Raw genomic sequence first — 15,723 nt, forward strand, 5'->3', positions numbered from 1 at the left:
TCTAAATCAGTTGGCGTAGCGGGGCAATCTCCGCTCTTAGAGTTGAGACGTGCACTGCGGGCATCGAGAAGCTTTTTCCGGAATGCTGGACACGCAGAACGGGCATTCCTTGGTGGCGGGGGCCGGTGCGGCGGCTGGTTCTTCGCGCTTCAGCCGATTGATGGCCTTGACCAGCATGAAGATGGCGAAAGCCACGATGGTGAAGCTGACCATGGCATTGATGAACAGACCGATATTCAGCGTGACGGCGCCGGCCTGTTTGGCCGCGGCCACGGACACATAAGGCCCAAGCTGTTTGCTGCCTTCTTTTAGCACGAAGAACATATTGGAGAAATCGACGTTGCCGATCAACAGGCCGATTGGGGGCATGATCACATCGTCGACCAGCGATTTGACGATGGCGCCGAAAGCGCCGCCGATGACGACGCCGACCGCCAGATCGATGACATTGCCTTTCATGGCAAATTCTTTGAATTCTTTAATAATGGACATGGTTGGCCTCTGTTTAAATAGCGTTAAGCATTATAGGACATTCGGCCGCCGTCGCTCCACCGCGGGTCTTTCTATCAAGCGGCTGAGCGTGAGCGGACGGGCAGGCTGCCAAGCAAGGCGCCGCCAAGAATGAGCACGATGGCGGTCAGAGCGACGGCGTTCAATTGACCCTGGCCGCTGCCTATCAGCAGCAAGGTGGACAGCAGCGGCGTGGCGTAGGACAGGGAGCCGATCTGCCTGGGGTCGCCTTCCTTGAGCGCGCGGTCCCATAGAAAGAAGGCGCCGCCCATCGGCCCGATGCCGAGCAGGATCAGGGCCAGCCATTGGCCCGCGCTGGGGGCGACGCTGGGTTCGAACAGGGCGTGACACAGCAAGGAGAGCAGGCCGGACAGCAGGCAGAAGCCGCCCACCGCGCTATTGGGAAAGCTGGGCAGCCTGCGGGTCAGCAGGCTGAAGGTGGACCACACCACGGCGGCGCCGATGGCGAGCAGATAACCGGCGAGATGGCTGCTGGACAAGGCGAGCTTGCCCCCGCTGACGATCAGCGCCGCGCCGCTGAAGCCCAGCGCACCGGCCAGGATGTGGCGGCCATGCAGCACGGTGCCCGGCACCAGGATGGGGGAGAGCATGACGATCAGCAGCGGCCACAGGTAATTCAGCAGATTGGCTTCCATCGCCGGCGCGTGCCGAAACGCGAAGAACAGCAGGAAGTGATAGCCGAACAAGCCGTAGATCCCCACCAGCAGGGTGGGCATCGGGACTTTCCAGTCGCGGTAATGGCGCAGGCTGAGCAGGCTGCCGATCAGCAGGCAGACGCCGACGACGAAGAAAGGGGGAAGCGAGCGTGTTTGAGCGCCAAGCGCGGCCAGAGAGGCCCAGAGCAGGATGGCGCCCCCGGCAAAGGCAATCGGTCTGGAAATCATTATTATTCCAATGGGGAGGGTGGGCCGATTGTAAAACGGAAGCGAAAATGGAAAAAGCCACAATCCGGAGATTGTGGCTTTTGAAATTTTGGCTCCCCGAGCAGGGCTCGAACCTGCGACCTGCGGATTAACAGTCCGTCGCTCTACCAACTGAGCTATCAGGGATCATAATGCGGTGATGCGGGCTTGTTTTGGCTCCCCGAGCAGGGCTCGAACCTGCGACCTGCGGATTAACAGTCCGTCGCTCTACCAACTGAGCTATCAGGGAATGGAAAACAAGCAATTCTCAAACTGGGCCGGAGTGGCTCCCCGAGCAGGGCTCGAACCTGCGACCTGCGGATTAACAGTCCGTCGCTCTACCAACTGAGCTATCAGGGATTTGAGTGAGGGCGAACTATAGCTTCAGCCTGTCGGGCTGTCAACACTTGCGCGGCTGAAAATCGCTTGCGTCCGTCGGGCGGCTTGGACGCGGTGTTGACGCCCGCAATTCACCGCTGGCGAAGGGAGGCGGCGGCGCGTTAAAATTTCGTTTGTTGACAATGCGGGAATAGCCGCGTTTTTGAGGTGGGTTAAATGAATCTGGACGGTAAGCTCAGGCTGGATGCGCGCGCGGAGCGGGCAAATAAAGATGCGGCGGAAATGAATGTTCATTTGCGGCAGTTGGAGTCTTTGCGCGCAGGCGCCGCAATATCGGTTCTGGATAAGCATAAAATCATCCAGGTGGCGGGAGAGGACGCGGAGGCCTTTTTGCAAGGGCAGCTTTCCAGCGATGTGCGGGAGTTGTCGGACGAAAGCCATGCCCAGTACAGCAGTTACTCTTCAGCCAAAGGGCGAATGCTGGCCAGCTTCCTGGTTTGGCGGAGCGACGGCGTTTATTGCCTGGCGGTGTCGGCGGATCTGGCCGAATACGTGGCCAAGCGCCTGAGCATGTTTGTCTTGCGCTCCAAGGTGAAGGTATCCATTGCGGATAATCTGACCTTGATTGGCCTTGCGGGCGCGACGGCGCTGAATACGCTGGCCATTGAGCCGGCATTGGCGGCAAGCGTTGGGCCGCGTGAAATGATTCGAGTGGAGTTGGGTCTGTTGATAGGCCTGCCCGGGGCGGGCTGGGTGCTGGCGGTGGATGAAGCCGGCGCAGAGCAGCTTGGCGCAAGGCTGACGGATACGGCGAGCCTGGTGTCCTCCGGCGTTTGGGACTGGCGGGATATTGACGCGGGCATCCCTTGGGTCAGTCTGGCGACTCAGGAGCAGTTTGTGCCGCAAATGGCGAATATGGAATTGATTGGCGGGGTAAGCTTTAAGAAAGGCTGTTACCCGGGGCAGGAAATCGTCGCCAGGTCGCAGTATTTGGGGAAAATGAAGCGCCGCATGTTCAAAGTGGCATTTAAACAGCCGCTCGCCATCGGCGCCAAACTCTATAGCCCGTCCGTGGCGGGGCAGTCGATTGGCATGGTGGCTGCGGTTTGCCAAGTGGCGCCGGATCAATATGAAGGCTTGGCCGTGGTTCAATTTCAAGCCTGGGAAGAAAGTATTTACGCTGACGAGGCGTACACAATAAGGCTTCAACAACTGGAGCTGCCCTATTCCTTGAATGAGGGGGCTGAGAATTAATTGATAATTTCTGTTTTGTTTCCTTGACTTGAGTGGAAAGGCTTGGCTACATTATCATCTGTAACGCACCACTACTCTTACAATATATTTGGGAACATGCTAATGGAACTGTCGAAATTGGATTTTACTCAGCTGGTGGCTCTGCGCGCCGATGTCGAAGCTGAAATCAAGCGCCGCGAAAGCGAAGAAAAGTCCAAAGCCAAGAAACAAATCATTGAACTTGCTCGCGCTTATGGTCTGAGCGTGGAAGAAGTGCTGGGCAAAACCGGCGGCGTGCGCAAGCCGGTGGAAGCCAAGTATCGTCACCCGGCCAGCCCGGAACTGACTTGGACCGGCCGCGGCCGTAAGCCGGTGTGGGTACAAGAGTGGATCTCCAGCGGCAAAGCCCTGGACGCTCTGGCTATCTAAGCAAACTGCGGGTTTGCAATGAATTTCGAAAGCGCCTGTCATGGGCGCTTTTTCTTTGTCCGACGGCCAGCGGGCCGGCTTGCGGCTTGCTATAAATGGATGTAGCGTTCAAGCTGTTTCGCGTAGTGATTGAAATGTGCTGACATTGTCTTGAGAGTGGGCGGCTATGCTGGATTTTTTTTCAAGAGGGGCTAAAGGTCGCTCCGACCCGTTGGCCAGCGCGGAAGCGGCCAGGGAGTTCGTGGCGGCTTTGAAGAAGGAGCATGGGGCGGCCGCGCATGAGCGCGTGGTGGCCTTGCTGTCGCCATTGGAGTTGGATTGGCACAATATCTCGGTGGATCGCGTCGAAGCGCTGCTGGCGCTCAATCAAGAGACCGAATCACTGCACGAAAACCTCTGCGCGCAATACTTGCTGAATACGCGCATGCCCAAGGCGCTGGAAGCGCAATTGCGAAGCCAGATACTGGCGTACGGCAAATGCTTCATCGATAGTTATCAGCATGTGCTGACGGTCGACGCCGATTCCGTTGAAGGCGCCAAGGTGCTGACGCTGCTGCCCATCGTGCTGTCGCGGATGATGTTCTATCTTGGCGAGCATGCGCGTTGGCATTGGGTTCGAAGCTTTAATCCGGAAGAGGCGTTTTGGCTGGGGGTCAACCAGCTATATTGGTTCGCCGAGCATCATGGTTGCGATTCCGTGCCGGTGTTTCTGTTCGGCGATGGTCAGCCTGCGACGACGGTTCAGGATCAATTCCTCATCTTGCATATGCTCGCCGTGTTGACCGGGGGCAATCTCAGCGCCAGGCAATTGCACTTCGCCTATCAATTGCTGCAAGTGCTTAGCAACCGTATGTCATTAACCCGGGCTTGCGCGGAACATTCGAGTTTTGTGGTCTCTTTAAAAGGACCGCATCCCGCGGCAAGAGCGTCGGGCGGCCTGGTGGACGAAGCCGCGCGCTACTGGGGGACAACGGATCTGGTCGAAATTCTGCACGGCTGGAGCATTGTATTGGACGCCGGCAGAGTGCCGCCTGAAATTAAACGCATGATGGAGCCGGGCATAGACGCCAATACCTTGCGCGCTTTGATGCGGGAGTGGGCCCCCCAGCAAATGCGTTTTGAAAGGGCGGAGCGGGTGCCCGTTTCCGGGCAGAGCATAGAAGTGGCGTATCGCCTGCCCGTGCTGCACCGTTTGATTCGGGTCGTGGACGAGGCCAAGCAAACGGGCGCGCTGGAAGACGGTAATTTCGATGATGCGGCCAATATCCGTATTTATGGCTTTGTTACCACCAGGAAGCGGGACAAGGGCGCGCCGATGCCTGGGCTTGCCTTGGGCGGGGAGGCTGTTTCTCAGCCGGCAAAAGAAGAGTTTTCGCGCTGGGAAGTCGACAACGTCAGCCAAACCGGACTGGGTGTGACTTTGGGGGCGATGGGGAACGAATGGGTGGGCCTGGGCGCCTTGATCGGTTTTCGCGAGAAATCAGTGGATGGCTGGAGTCTGGGCGTGGTGCGCCGAGTGAAGCGTAATTCGGCGGATCAGATCTACCTCGGGGTTGAAACCCTGAGTAGAAGACCGGTGGCAGCTTCGCTGCGGCCAACCGATGTGAGGCTGATCGATCCCACGCTGCCGCCTGAACAGGTTTGGCTGGCCGGGCATATCGCCTTGTTCGTGCCGTGCCAGCGCTCGGGCAAGGTAGTGAACGCCTTATTGCTGCCGCTATCCTTATATGTGTTGGGCAAGGAATTCTACATGACGGCCAAGGGCAAGCATTTCCAACTCTCCCTGGGCAAGGTGATGGATAAGGGCAGCGATTGGTGCTTGATCGAGGTGGAATTGGTCCAGGCTTTGGAGAAGCTACCGGTTATGCCGTGACTTTCCATCATTAAAGGTGAGGTTGAGGACGGGCCGAAGCTTAGCTTCGGCCCGTTTTTCATGGTTCGGCGGGGTAGGGAAGACGTGTCGGCAAATACCCCTTTCGGATATTGCTTGCCGCATCAAGGGTTTGGCCTGCGGGACCCGCTTTTGTTGAGGTTTTTCTCGCAAAAGGTGTTGACGGGTTTAGGGGGCTGACGTATAGTTCGCCTCCTCAGCAGACAACGCAGCGACGGAAACGAAACGCAGCGATCTGCACCGATCTTTAACAGAACGAATAACCGATAGGTGTAAGTGCTCGGTCGATGACCAAACACTTGCACTGCAAGACGAGAAATGTCTCGATGTTTCTTTGATCTTGCGTGCCAGAAAATTTGCTTGGAATTGAACTGAAGAGTTTGATCCTGGCTCAGATTGAACGCTGGCGGCATGCTTTACACATGCAAGTCGAACGGTAACAGGGTGCTTGCACCGCTGACGAGTGGCGAACGGGTGAGTAATGCATCGGAATGTACCGTGTAATGGGGGATAGCTCGGCGAAAGCCGGATTAATACCGCATACGCCCTGAGGGGGAAAGTGGGGGACCGAAAGGCCTCACGTTATACGAGCAGCCGATGTCTGATTAGCTAGTTGGTGAGGTAAAGGCTCACCAAGGCGTCGATCAGTAGCGGGTCTGAGAGGATGATCCGCCACACTGGGACTGAGACACGGCCCAGACTCCTACGGGAGGCAGCAGTGGGGAATTTTGGACAATGGGCGCAAGCCTGATCCAGCCATGCCGCGTGTCTGAAGAAGGCCTTCGGGTTGTAAAGGACTTTTGTCCGGGAGCAAATCCTAGTGGTTAATAACCGCTGGGTCTGAGAGTACCGGAAGAATAAGCACCGGCTAACTACGTGCCAGCAGCCGCGGTAATACGTAGGGTGCAAGCGTTAATCGGAATTACTGGGCGTAAAGCGTGCGCAGGCGGTTGTGCAAGTCTGATGTGAAAGCCCCGGGCTTAACCTGGGAACGGCATTGGAGACTGCACGACTAGAGTGCGTCAGAGGGGGGTAGAATTCCGCGTGTAGCAGTGAAATGCGTAGAGATGCGGAGGAATACCGATGGCGAAGGCAGCCCCCTGGGATGACACTGACGCTCATGCACGAAAGCGTGGGGAGCAAACAGGATTAGATACCCTGGTAGTCCACGCCCTAAACGATGTCAACTAGCTGTTGGGGGTTTGAATCCTTGGTAGCGTAGCTAACGCGAGAAGTTGACCGCCTGGGGAGTACGGCCGCAAGGTTAAAACTCAAAGGAATTGACGGGGACCCGCACAAGCGGTGGATGATGTGGATTAATTCGATGCAACGCGAAAAACCTTACCTGGTCTTGACATGTAACGAACGCCGCAGAGATGTGGTGGTGCCCGAAAGGGAGCGTTAACACAGGTGCTGCATGGCTGTCGTCAGCTCGTGTCGTGAGATGTTGGGTTAAGTCCCGCAACGAGCGCAACCCTTGCCATTAGTTGCCATCATTAAGTTGGGCACTCTAATGGGACTGCCGGTGACAAACCGGAGGAAGGTGGGGATGACGTCAAGTCCTCATGGCCCTTATGACCAGGGCTTCACACGTCATACAATGGTCGGTACAGAGGGTCGCGAAGCCGCGAGGTGGAGCCAATCTCATAAAACCGATCGTAGTCCGGATCGCACTCTGCAACTCGAGTGCGTGAAGTCGGAATCGCTAGTAATCGCAGATCAGCATGCTGCGGTGAATACGTTCCCGGGTCTTGTACACACCGCCCGTCACACCATGGGAGTGAGTTTCACCAGAAGTGGGTAGGCTAACCGTAAGGAGGCCGCTTACCACGGTGGGATTCATGACTGGGGTGAAGTCGTAACAAGGTAGCCGTAGGGGAACCTGCGGCTGGATCACCTCCTTTCTAGAGAAGGTTGTTGATCGAGTACTTACAGCCTATCGGTTATTCGCGAGTTTGAGTCTCGCGATCAGAGTGCTTGGATGAGTACTGTGATCGCGTTGTTTGAACGCACTGATCTTTAACAAACTGAAGAAGCCGAATATATAAAGACGGCGAGAAGGAAGCGTAGAGTTAACTCTTTACGCGGACGGATCGTCATCTTGGGTATTTGATTGTATCTAGGCTACGTCGCCATATCAAAAGGGGCGGTGTAGTCGTCGCACAAACACACTTGTTGTTTTGGTGATCTAGGTTACTGAAATGATAGGGTCAAGCGACTAAGTGCATCTGGTGGATGCCTTGGCGATCATAGGCGAAGAAGGACGTGTAAGCCTGCGAAAAGCGCGGGGGAGCTGGCAATAGAGCTTTGATCCCGCGATGTCCGAATGGGGAAACCCCTCCGCAAGGAGATCCCAGACTGAATCCATAGGTCTGAGGAGGCGAACGCAGCGAACTGAAACATCTAAGTAGCTGCAGGAAAAGAAATCAACCGAGATTCCGTTAGTAGTGGCGAGCGAACGCGGAAGAGCCTGTACGTGTTATGGATTGTGTTAGTGGAAGGTTCATGGAAAGGACCGCCATAGTGGGTGATAGCCCCGTACACGAAAACGCATTCCAAGGACTAGGCGTACGATAAGTAGGGCGGGACACGAGAAATCCTGTCTGAAGATGGGGGGACCATCCTCCAAGGCTAAATACTCATGATCGACCGATAGTGAACCAGTACCGTGAGGGAAAGGCGAAAAGAACCCCGGGAGGGGAGTGAAATAGAACCTGAAACCGGATGCATACAAACAGTGGGAGCGGACTTGTTCCGTGACTGCGTACCTTTTGTATAATGGGTCAGCGACTTACGTTCAGTAGCGAGCTTAACCGAATAGGGGAGGCGTAGGGAAACCGAGTCCGAATAGGGCGCTTTAGTTGCTGGGCGTAGACCCGAAACCGAGTGATCTATCCATGGCCAGGATGAAGGTGCGGTAACACGCACTGGAGGTCCGAACCCACTAGTGTTGCAAAACTAGGGGATGAGCTGTGGATAGGGGTGAAAGGCTAAACAAACTCGGAGATAGCTGGTTCTCCCCGAAAACTATTTAGGTAGTGCCTCATGTATCACTTCCGGGGGTAAAGCACTGTTATGGCTAGGGGGTCATTGCGATTTACCAAACCATGGCAAACTCTGAATACCGGAAAGTGCGAGCATGGGAGACAGACGGTGGGTGCTAACGTCCATCGTCAAGAGGGAAACAACCCAGACCGCCAGCTAAGGTCCCAAATGATCAGTTAAGTGGTAAACGAGGTGGGAAGGCATAGACAGCCAGGATGTTGGCTTAGAAGCAGCCATCATTTAAAGAAAGCGTAATAGCTCACTGGTCGAGTCGTCCTGCGCGGAAGATGTAACGGGGCTCAAACTGATAACCGAAGCTGCGGATTTGCACGTAAGTGCAGATGGTAGGGGAGCGTTCTGTAGGTCTGTGAAGGTGTCTCGTAAGGGATGCTGGAGATATCAGAAGTGCGAATGCTGACATGAGTAGCGATAAAGCGGGTGAAAAGCCCGCTCGCCGAAAGCCCAAGGTTTCCTACGCAACGTTCATCGGCGTAGGGTGAGTCGGCCCCTAAGGCGAGGCTGAAAAGCGTAGTCGATGGGAAACGGGTTAAAATTCCCGTACTTTTATGCAGTGCGATGTGGGGACGGAGAAGGTTAGGTCATCAGACTGTTGGAATAGTCTGTTTAAGCCGGTAGGCTGGGGTGGTAGGCAAATCCGCCGCCCCTTAAGGCCGAGACGTGATGACGAGGGTCTACGGACCTGAAGTGACTGATACCACGCTTCCAGGAAAAGCCACTAAGCTTCAGCTGCATAAGAACCGTACCGCAAACCGACACAGGTGGGCAGGATGAGAATTCTAAGGCGCTTGAGAGAACTCAGGAGAAGGAACTCGGCAAATTGATACCGTAACTTCGGGAGAAGGTATGCCTCTTAGAGTGAATCCCCTGCGGGAGGAGCTTTGAGAGGTCGCAGAGAATCGGTGGCTGCGACTGTTTAACAAAAACACAGCACTGTGCCAACACGAAAGTGGACGTATACGGTGTGACGCCTGCCCGGTGCTGGAAGGTTAAGTGATGGGGTGCAAGCTCTTGATCGAAGCCCCAGTAAACGGCGGCCGTAACTATAACGGTCCTAAGGTAGCGAAATTCCTTGTCGGGTAAGTTCCGACCCGCACGAATGGCGTAACGATGGCCACACTGTCTCCTCCTGAGACTCAGCGAAGTTGAAGTGTTTGTGAAGATGCAATCTCCCCGCTGCTAGACGGAAAGACCCCGTGAACCTTTACTGTAGCTTTGCATTGGACTTTGAACAGACTTGTGTAGGATAGGTGGGAGGCTATGAAGTGGGAACGCTAGTTCTCATGGAGCCGTCCTTGAAATACCACCCTGGTGTGTTTGAGGTTCTAACCTTGGTCCGTGATCCGGATTGGGGACAGTGCATGGTAGGCAGTTTGACTGGGGCGGTCTCCTCCCAAAGTGTAACGGAGGAGTTCGAAGGTTACCTAGGTACGGTCGGAAATCGTGCTGATAGTGCAATGGCAAAAGGTAGCTTAACTGCGAGACCGACAAGTCGAGCAGGTGCGAAAGCAGGACATAGTGATCCGGTGGTTCTGAATGGAAGGGCCATCGCTCAACGGATAAAAGGTACTCCGGGGATAACAGGCTGATACCGCCCAAGAGTTCACATCGACGGCGGTGTTTGGCACCTCGATGTCGGCTCATCACATCCTGGGGCTGTAGCCGGTCCCAAGGGTATGGCTGTTCGCCATTTAAAGTGGTACGTGAGCTGGGTTCAAAACGTCGTGAGACAGTTTGGTCCCTATCTGCAGTGGGCGTTGGAAGTTTGACGGGGGCTGCTCCTAGTACGAGAGGACCGGAGTGGACGCACCTCTGGTGTACCGGTTGTGACGCCAGTCGCATTGCCGGGTAGCTAAGTGCGGAAGAGATAACCGCTGAAAGCATCTAAGCGGGAAACTCGCCTGAAGATGAGACTTCCCTGAGGGCTTGACCCTCCTGAAGAGTCGTTCGAGACCAGGACGTTGATAGGTCGGGTGTGGAAGCGCTGTGAGGCGTTAAGCTAACCGATACTAATTGCTCGTGAGGCTTGATCCTATCATTTGAGTGGCTTGGGAAACCGAGTGACGAGATAGTGGTTGTGCGACACAATTGAATACCGAATATATGTGGGTTGATCGAGTATCGACCTAGGCTTCTTCAAGTTTGTACCAGTTTATGTCTGGTGGCCATAGCGAGGTGGTCCCACGCCTTCCCATCCCGAACAGGACCGTGAAACGCCTTAGCGCCGATGATAGTGTGGCATTCGCCATGTGAAAGTAGGACACCGCCAGACGCCCCATTGCAAAGCCCAGCTCACTCGAGCTGGGCTTTATGCATTGTGCTGTTGAACGGCGACACGGAAGCCTCCCCAAAGGGAGGCTTTGTTGCGTCCGCTGTCCGCTTACTTTTTGAGTTTGGCGGCTTTGCTCGCCGCCGGTTTGACTGCTGGGGCTTCCTGCGCTTTCGCCTGTCTGTCCGGTGCGATTTCGGTCAGCAACTGCTCCAGCAGTTTGCTGCGAGAGGCGATGTGATGGTCGAAGCGCCAGTCTTTCAGCAGGTCGATGGCGACGTCGAAGTAGCGCATGTCGATATCGTAGAGCAGGCTGAGGTCGAAAGAGCGGCCCATTTCCAGTGCGGTCGCCAGTTCCTTGAGCACTTGCATTTGCTGCGGGTCATGTCCTTCTTCGATGAAACGGCGAATCTTCTTGGCGGCATTCATGGGGGAGGCTCCCTTGTTGGCAATGCGCCTATCTTAGCCAATGTCGCCGGGGCTGTAACTTGCATTGGCGCAAAGCCGGACGGCTAGGCCGCCTTCCCTCCCTTCTGCGGCGTCGCCGCTGTCCTGAATACCACCCAAAAGAACTATTTCGATTAGATCGTTTTTCCTCGGTCTTGCCCACGTCTGGCGAATGGGTTTCCCGGCGCGCGAGCAGTATGGTGTGAGTATGGAGTTGGACTGACCGGCCGCCAGGCCGCTGAGGGAGGAAAGATGACATCCGCGGCGTACAAGCAGTATTCAGTGCTGGCCGTCAGCACTTTTGCTTTCACCGTCTGTTTCATGGTGTGGATGATGATGGGCGTGGTGGGCATTCCGGTGAAGCAGCAACTGGGGCTGAACGAGACTGAGTTCGGCATTCTGGTGGCGATGCCGGTGTTGTCGGGTTCGCTGGTGCGGGTGCCCTTGGGGATCTGGACCGACCGCTATGGCGGCCGCATCGTTTTGTTCTGCCTGATGCTGAGCGCGGTGCTGCCGATTTATCTGATGGAGTTCGCCTCCAAGTATTGGCATTTCTTGCTGATTGGGCTGTTCATCGGCTTGGCGGGCGGCAGTTTTTCGGTGGGCACGCCCTATGTGGCGCGCTGGTTCGACGCGCGGCATCAGGGTATGGCGATGGGCGTGTTCGGCGCGGGCAATTCCGGCGCGGCGGTGAATAAATTCGTGGCGCCGGCCTTGATCGCGCTGGGCGGCTGGACGCTGGTGCCTCAGGTGTACGCCGGGGTGATGCTGGCTGCGGCGCTGCTGTTTTGGTTTTGCAGTTATCACAATCCGGCGCACTTGAGCGGAGGGAGCCAGCGTTTCGTCGATCAACTGCGGGTGATGCGCGATCCCCGGGTTTGGCGCTACTCGCAGTATTACTCGGTGGTGTTTGGCGGCTATGTGGGCTTGTCGCTGTGGCTGACCAAGTATTTTGTCGGCGAGTACGGTTTTGATATGAAAACCGCGGCTTTTCTCGCCGCCTGTTTTTCCTTGCCGGGCGGCGTACTGCGCGCGATCGGCGGCTGGATGTCGGATCGCTTCGGCGCGTACCGGACCACCTGGTGGGTGATGTGGGTGTTATGGGTGTGCTTCTTCGTCTTGTCCTATCCGCAGACCGAGATGGTGGTGGCCACCGTCAAGGGACCGTGGAGCCTGCATATCGGTTTGAATTCGGTGCTGTTCACCGCGGTGTTGTTCATCGCCGGCGTGGCGATGGCGGTGGGAAAGGCTTCGGTGTTCAAGTTCATCGCCAATGATTTTCCCGACAATATCGGCGCGGTGTCCGGCGTGGTGGGCCTGGCCGGCGGACTGGCCGGTTTCGTGCTGCCGATTTTGTTCGGCGCGCTGGTGGACCTCGCCGGGGTGCGTTCCAGCTGTTTCATGCTGCTGTACGGCACGGTCTGCGTCAGCCTGGTCTGGATGCATTACTCGTTCAAGCCGGTGGCCGCGGAGCGTTTGCGTCTGGCCACCGCCAGTCGTTGAGTTTGAGTTGCATGGCGGCGCCTTGACGCGCGCCGCCTTTAAAAGATTGTCAAATAGCGCTGGTCTGGCCATGACTCGGGCCGGCGGGGAGGGTTGAGTCATGTCTTATGTCATCAAACGGTGGGAGCCGGAAAGCGCCGAGTTCTGGCAACAAGAAGGCCAGAGCATTGCGCGGCGCAATTTGTGGATTTCGATTCCGTGTCTGACGTTGGCTTTCGTCATTTCGGTATTGTGGAGCGTGGTGACCTTGAACCTGCCGAACGCGGGTTTCAATTACACCAAGGATCAGCTGTTTTTGCTGACGGCGCTGCCGGCGCTGTCCGGCGCGACCTTGCGCATTTTTTATTCCTTCATGCCGTCCATAGTGGGCGGGCGCAAATGGACGACTTTGTCCACCGCCTCGCTGTTGATTCCGGCGATATGGCTGGGCTTTGCGGTGCAGGATCCCACGACGTCTTATCCGGTGATGCTGGCGATCGCCTTGCTGTGCGGGCTGGGCAGCGGCAATTTCGCCAGCTCCATGGCCAATATCGCTTACTTTTTCCCCAAGGCGCAGAAGGGCGCGGCCAACGGCTTGAACGCGGGTTTCGGCAACCTCGGCGTGTCCTTGGCCCAGTTCGTGATTCCGCTGGTGGTGACCGGCGGCATGTTCGGCGCCTTCGGCGGCGATGCGCAGCATTATGTCAAGGATGGGGTGGAAAAGAGCTTGTGGCTGCAGAACGCCGGCTTCGTCTGGGTGCCGTTCATTGTTTTGGCCACGGCGGCGGCCTGGTTCGGCATGAACGATCTGGCGGACGCCAAGGCCTCGTTCACAGAGCAGGCGGTGATTTTCCGCCGCAAGCATAATTGGCTGATGTGCTGGCTGTACATCGGCACTTTCGGCAGCTTCATCGGTTTTGCCGGCGCTTTCGCCCTGTTGACCAAGACGCAGTTTCCGGAGGTGCCGGTGGCCAAGTTCGCCTTTATCGGCCCCTTGCTCGGCGCCCTGGTGCGCCCGATAGGCGGCGTGATCTCGGACAAGCTCGGCGGCGCGCGGGTGACCATGTGGGTGTTCGCTGTGATGGCCTTGGCGGTGGTGGGGGTGTTGCACTTCCTGCCGGCGCATGACGCGGCCGGGCAGTTGAGCGGCGGCAGCTTTGCCGGCTTCTTCGCCATGTTCCTCTTGCTGTTCACCATGGCCGGCGTGGGCAATGGTTCGACTTACCGAATGATTCCGACCATCTTCACCACCGGGCGGCTGCGCGCGGCGGCCGGTCGCGGCGAAGACGCGCGCAAGCAGGCCGAGGCGGATGGGGTCAAGGAGTCGGCCGCGGCTGGCGGCTTCATCAGTGCCATTGGCGCTTACGGCGGCTATTTCATTCCGCAGAGCTTTGGCGCGTCCATGAAGGCGACCGGCGGCGCGGAGCCGGCGCTGTTGTGCTTCATTGTTTTCTATATCAGCTGCATCGCCTTGTGCTGGTGGTTCTATGCGCGCAAGAACGCGGAAGTGAGTTGCTGACAGGCTAAACGGCCGATGGAAACGAAACCGGCGAGGCGTCAAGACGATGCCTCGCCGGTTTGTCTTTTATCGGGCTGAAGCCGTTTGGCTGGAGCGCGGCGCAGCTGCCTAGCCGGACAGACGCTTCAGGGCAGTTTGACGATGTAGTTGGGACCGCCTTCCCGCGCTTTTTGCAGCGCTTCGTTCAAGCGTTCCAGCATGGGTTTGGGCGTGTTTTCGCTGCCGCGCAGAGCGCTCAGCCCGACGCAGGCGGCCGCCTTGCGCTCTTCTCCCTGGTAGACGAAGCTGAGCTGGCGCAGCGATTTGATCAGCCTGCGCGCCAGTTCGTTGGCGCCGCTTACGCCGGTGTTGGGCAGCAGAATGATGAAGGCGTCGTCTTCGCGCTGGGCCACCAGATCGCTGTCGCGCGTGCTTTGCAGGCACAGGCTGCCGGCCAGGCGTAGCAAGTGGCGGTGCGCCGAGCCCTCGTCAAGCTCCGGCATCGGTTCGGGCACGTTCATCAGGCTGAGGATCAGGCCGGAGACGGCGCCGCCGTAGCGGCGCGCGCGGCCGGTTTCGGCATGGGCGGCGGAGAGCAGGCGGTGCATGCCGGCCACGCCGGTCAATTTGTCGTCGTCGGCTTGCTTGTCTTCCGCGCGCAGGCTTTTCATCAGGCTGATCGAGCGCTCCACCAGATTGCGCTCAAAATCCAGCAACTGGCTCATGACCTTGGTTTCCGTCCGGTCGCTGAAGCTGTAGACCAGCATGAGCGCGCCTTCCAGCTCCACCTCGCGCAGCGACATCTGCACCTCGAAGCGGCGTCCGCCGCTGGCTTGCAAGGAGAGCGAGCGGTTGTAGATCATGCTGGTGCGGCGCAGTTCGCCGGCCAGCAGTTCGCTGTCCGCGGGGTCCGGCAGAAAGCGGGAGAAGGGCTGGCCAATCAGATCGCCGTGCGGAGTGGCCAGCAGGATGGCGGCCAACTGGTTGGCGCTGACGATCTGGCCGTCTGCGGGAAGCGCGATGATCAAGGCGCCCTGTACGGTGTCGATCAGCGATTGGAAGGCTTGCAGTATCGCCATAGGGGCTCTCCGTAAGTCGCGTGAGGCCGGCGAGTTCGCTCCTGGCGTGGCCAGGCGCGTAGCAGTGGGGCCGCTGGTCTTAAAGCGGCTGACAAACTCCAGGCGCCGCGTGGTATCGGCTCGCCGTCTTGCTTGCGCTGTCCGGCCGGCGCGCCTTGCTTGCCGCGTGGAACTGTTTTTTGTCCGCCGCTCTAAGTGTATTCCCTGAGTGCAGATATTTCATGCTCAACTTAATTGAGAGTGGATTGTCATGCCCATCTTTGCCGGGAAATGACCGTACTTGCGCTGGGAGTCGGAATTAATTGCCTGCGTACGCTGGAAATTGCCATCAATCATGGTAAATTCGTGTTTGTACGCAAAATACACTAGCGAGAACCGTAGCCCGTCGCCACCCCTGACGCGGCTTTCGGCCCGCCCACACGGCGGTTTTCTCTCCCTTGCCCGGCTTGCCGGGTCCCTTCCGTTCGCTCCCGGGCTTCATGATCTGGCCTGGCGCGAGCCGCGCCTTACCGGCGCAAAACAGCACCTTTGCCGCTGCGGCGATCGCGTTTGGGCGCGGG

The 15,723-nt window shown here is 57.4% G+C and carries 9 protein-coding genes, 3 tRNA genes and 3 rRNA genes; 8 read left to right on the top strand and 7 right to left on the bottom strand.

The annotated features are described in order from the left end of the window. Positions 1 to 36 precede the first annotated feature (36 nt). From mscL to JC616_RS06185, 5 genes are all read right to left on the bottom strand, one after another. Positions 37 to 492 carry a large conductance mechanosensitive channel protein MscL gene (mscL, locus tag JC616_RS06165; RefSeq protein ID WP_107798407.1) on the bottom strand — a complete coding sequence of 152 codons (456 nt, stop codon included), beginning with the start codon at positions 490 to 492 and terminating at the stop codon, positions 37 to 39. Positions 493 to 566: 74 nt separating this feature from the next. Continuing rightward, positions 567 to 1,415, bottom strand: coding sequence for a DMT family transporter (locus JC616_RS06170; RefSeq protein WP_227107263.1), 849 nt, complete (start codon positions 1,413 to 1,415; stop codon positions 567 to 569). 89 nt (positions 1,416 to 1,504) lie between these two features. Then, positions 1,505 to 1,580, bottom strand: a tRNA-Asn gene (locus JC616_RS06175). Between the two features lie 27 nt (positions 1,581 to 1,607). Continuing rightward, a tRNA-Asn gene (locus JC616_RS06180) sits at positions 1,608 to 1,683 on the bottom strand. Between the two features lie 34 nt (positions 1,684 to 1,717). Then, positions 1,718 to 1,793 (bottom strand) — tRNA-Asn (locus tag JC616_RS06185). Between the two features lie 195 nt (positions 1,794 to 1,988). Between JC616_RS06185 and ygfZ the strand changes: the two genes are divergently transcribed. The 6 genes from ygfZ (at position 1,989) to rrf (ending at position 10,660) form a co-directional block, all read left to right on the top strand. Next, the gene (gene ygfZ, locus JC616_RS06190) at positions 1,989 to 3,026 is read left to right on the top strand and encodes a CAF17-like 4Fe-4S cluster assembly/insertion protein YgfZ (protein WP_227107265.1); all 1,038 of its coding nucleotides are present in this window, start codon (positions 1,989 to 1,991) and stop codon (positions 3,024 to 3,026) included. Positions 3,027 to 3,122: 96 nt separating this feature from the next. Further along, positions 3,123 to 3,434, top strand: coding sequence for an H-NS histone family protein (locus JC616_RS06195; protein WP_227107266.1), 312 nt, complete (start codon positions 3,123 to 3,125; stop codon positions 3,432 to 3,434). Positions 3,435 to 3,600: 166 nt separating this feature from the next. Further along, a complete protein-coding gene (locus tag JC616_RS06200; RefSeq protein ID WP_107798410.1) occupies positions 3,601 to 5,307 on the top strand; it encodes a hypothetical protein in 1,707 nt (568 codons plus the stop codon). A 386-nt stretch (positions 5,308 to 5,693) separates the two neighbouring features. Next, positions 5,694 to 7,229: ribosomal RNA gene (locus JC616_RS06205) — 16S ribosomal RNA — on the top strand. A gap of 304 nt (positions 7,230 to 7,533) precedes the next feature. After that, a 23S ribosomal RNA gene (locus JC616_RS06210) occupies positions 7,534 to 10,422 on the top strand. A gap of 123 nt (positions 10,423 to 10,545) precedes the next feature. Beyond that, positions 10,546 to 10,660 (top strand): 5S ribosomal RNA (gene rrf / locus JC616_RS06215). The 16S, 23S and 5S rRNA genes sit together here, the layout of an rRNA operon. Before the next feature lie 108 nt (positions 10,661 to 10,768). Here rrf and JC616_RS06220 read toward each other — a convergent pair. Beyond that, on the bottom strand, positions 10,769 to 11,086 hold the full coding sequence (locus tag JC616_RS06220) for a hypothetical protein (RefSeq protein WP_227107267.1): 318 nt from the start codon (positions 11,084 to 11,086) through the stop codon (positions 10,769 to 10,771). Between the two features lie 270 nt (positions 11,087 to 11,356). On the opposite strand from JC616_RS06220, the gene JC616_RS06225 reads away from it, so the two are divergent. Both JC616_RS06225 and JC616_RS06230 read left to right on the top strand, forming a co-directional pair. Next, positions 11,357 to 12,607, top strand: a complete 1,251-nt coding sequence (locus tag JC616_RS06225) for an MFS transporter (RefSeq protein WP_227107268.1) — start codon at positions 11,357 to 11,359, stop codon at positions 12,605 to 12,607. A 100-nt stretch (positions 12,608 to 12,707) separates the two neighbouring features. Then, the gene (locus JC616_RS06230) at positions 12,708 to 14,105 is read left to right on the top strand and encodes a NarK family nitrate/nitrite MFS transporter (protein ID WP_107799992.1); all 1,398 of its coding nucleotides are present in this window, start codon (positions 12,708 to 12,710) and stop codon (positions 14,103 to 14,105) included. Between the two features lie 125 nt (positions 14,106 to 14,230). On the opposite strand, the gene JC616_RS06235 is transcribed toward JC616_RS06230, so the two are convergent. Beyond that, the gene (locus JC616_RS06235) at positions 14,231 to 15,163 is read right to left on the bottom strand and encodes a PAS domain-containing protein (protein ID WP_107799991.1); all 933 of its coding nucleotides are present in this window, start codon (positions 15,161 to 15,163) and stop codon (positions 14,231 to 14,233) included. Positions 15,164 to 15,723: the final 560 nt, after the last annotated feature.

Origin of the sequence: Chromobacterium rhizoryzae (assembly GCF_020544465.1) — a bacterium.
Lineage (GTDB): Bacteria > Pseudomonadota > Gammaproteobacteria > Burkholderiales > Chromobacteriaceae > Chromobacterium.

What these genes read in the sequence shown, in the direction of transcription:
- mscL (WP_107798407.1), bottom strand. Translation starts at nt 492, where the DNA reads ATGTCCATTATTAAAGAATTCAAAGAATTTGCCATGAAAGGCAATGTC.
- JC616_RS06170 (WP_227107263.1), bottom strand. Translation starts at nt 1,415, where the DNA reads ATGATTTCCAGACCGATTGCCTTTGCCGGGGGCGCCATCCTGCTCTGG.
- ygfZ (WP_227107265.1), top strand. Translation starts at nt 1,989, where the DNA reads ATGAATCTGGACGGTAAGCTCAGGCTGGATGCGCGCGCGGAGCGGGCA.
- JC616_RS06195 (WP_227107266.1), top strand. Translation starts at nt 3,123, where the DNA reads ATGCTAATGGAACTGTCGAAATTGGATTTTACTCAGCTGGTGGCTCTG.
- JC616_RS06200 (WP_107798410.1), top strand. Translation starts at nt 3,601, where the DNA reads ATGCTGGATTTTTTTTCAAGAGGGGCTAAAGGTCGCTCCGACCCGTTG.
- JC616_RS06220 (WP_227107267.1), bottom strand. Translation starts at nt 11,086, where the DNA reads ATGAATGCCGCCAAGAAGATTCGCCGTTTCATCGAAGAAGGACATGAC.
- JC616_RS06225 (WP_227107268.1), top strand. Translation starts at nt 11,357, where the DNA reads ATGACATCCGCGGCGTACAAGCAGTATTCAGTGCTGGCCGTCAGCACT.
- JC616_RS06230 (WP_107799992.1), top strand. Translation starts at nt 12,708, where the DNA reads ATGTCTTATGTCATCAAACGGTGGGAGCCGGAAAGCGCCGAGTTCTGG.
- JC616_RS06235 (WP_107799991.1), bottom strand. Translation starts at nt 15,163, where the DNA reads ATGGCGATACTGCAAGCCTTCCAATCGCTGATCGACACCGTACAGGGC.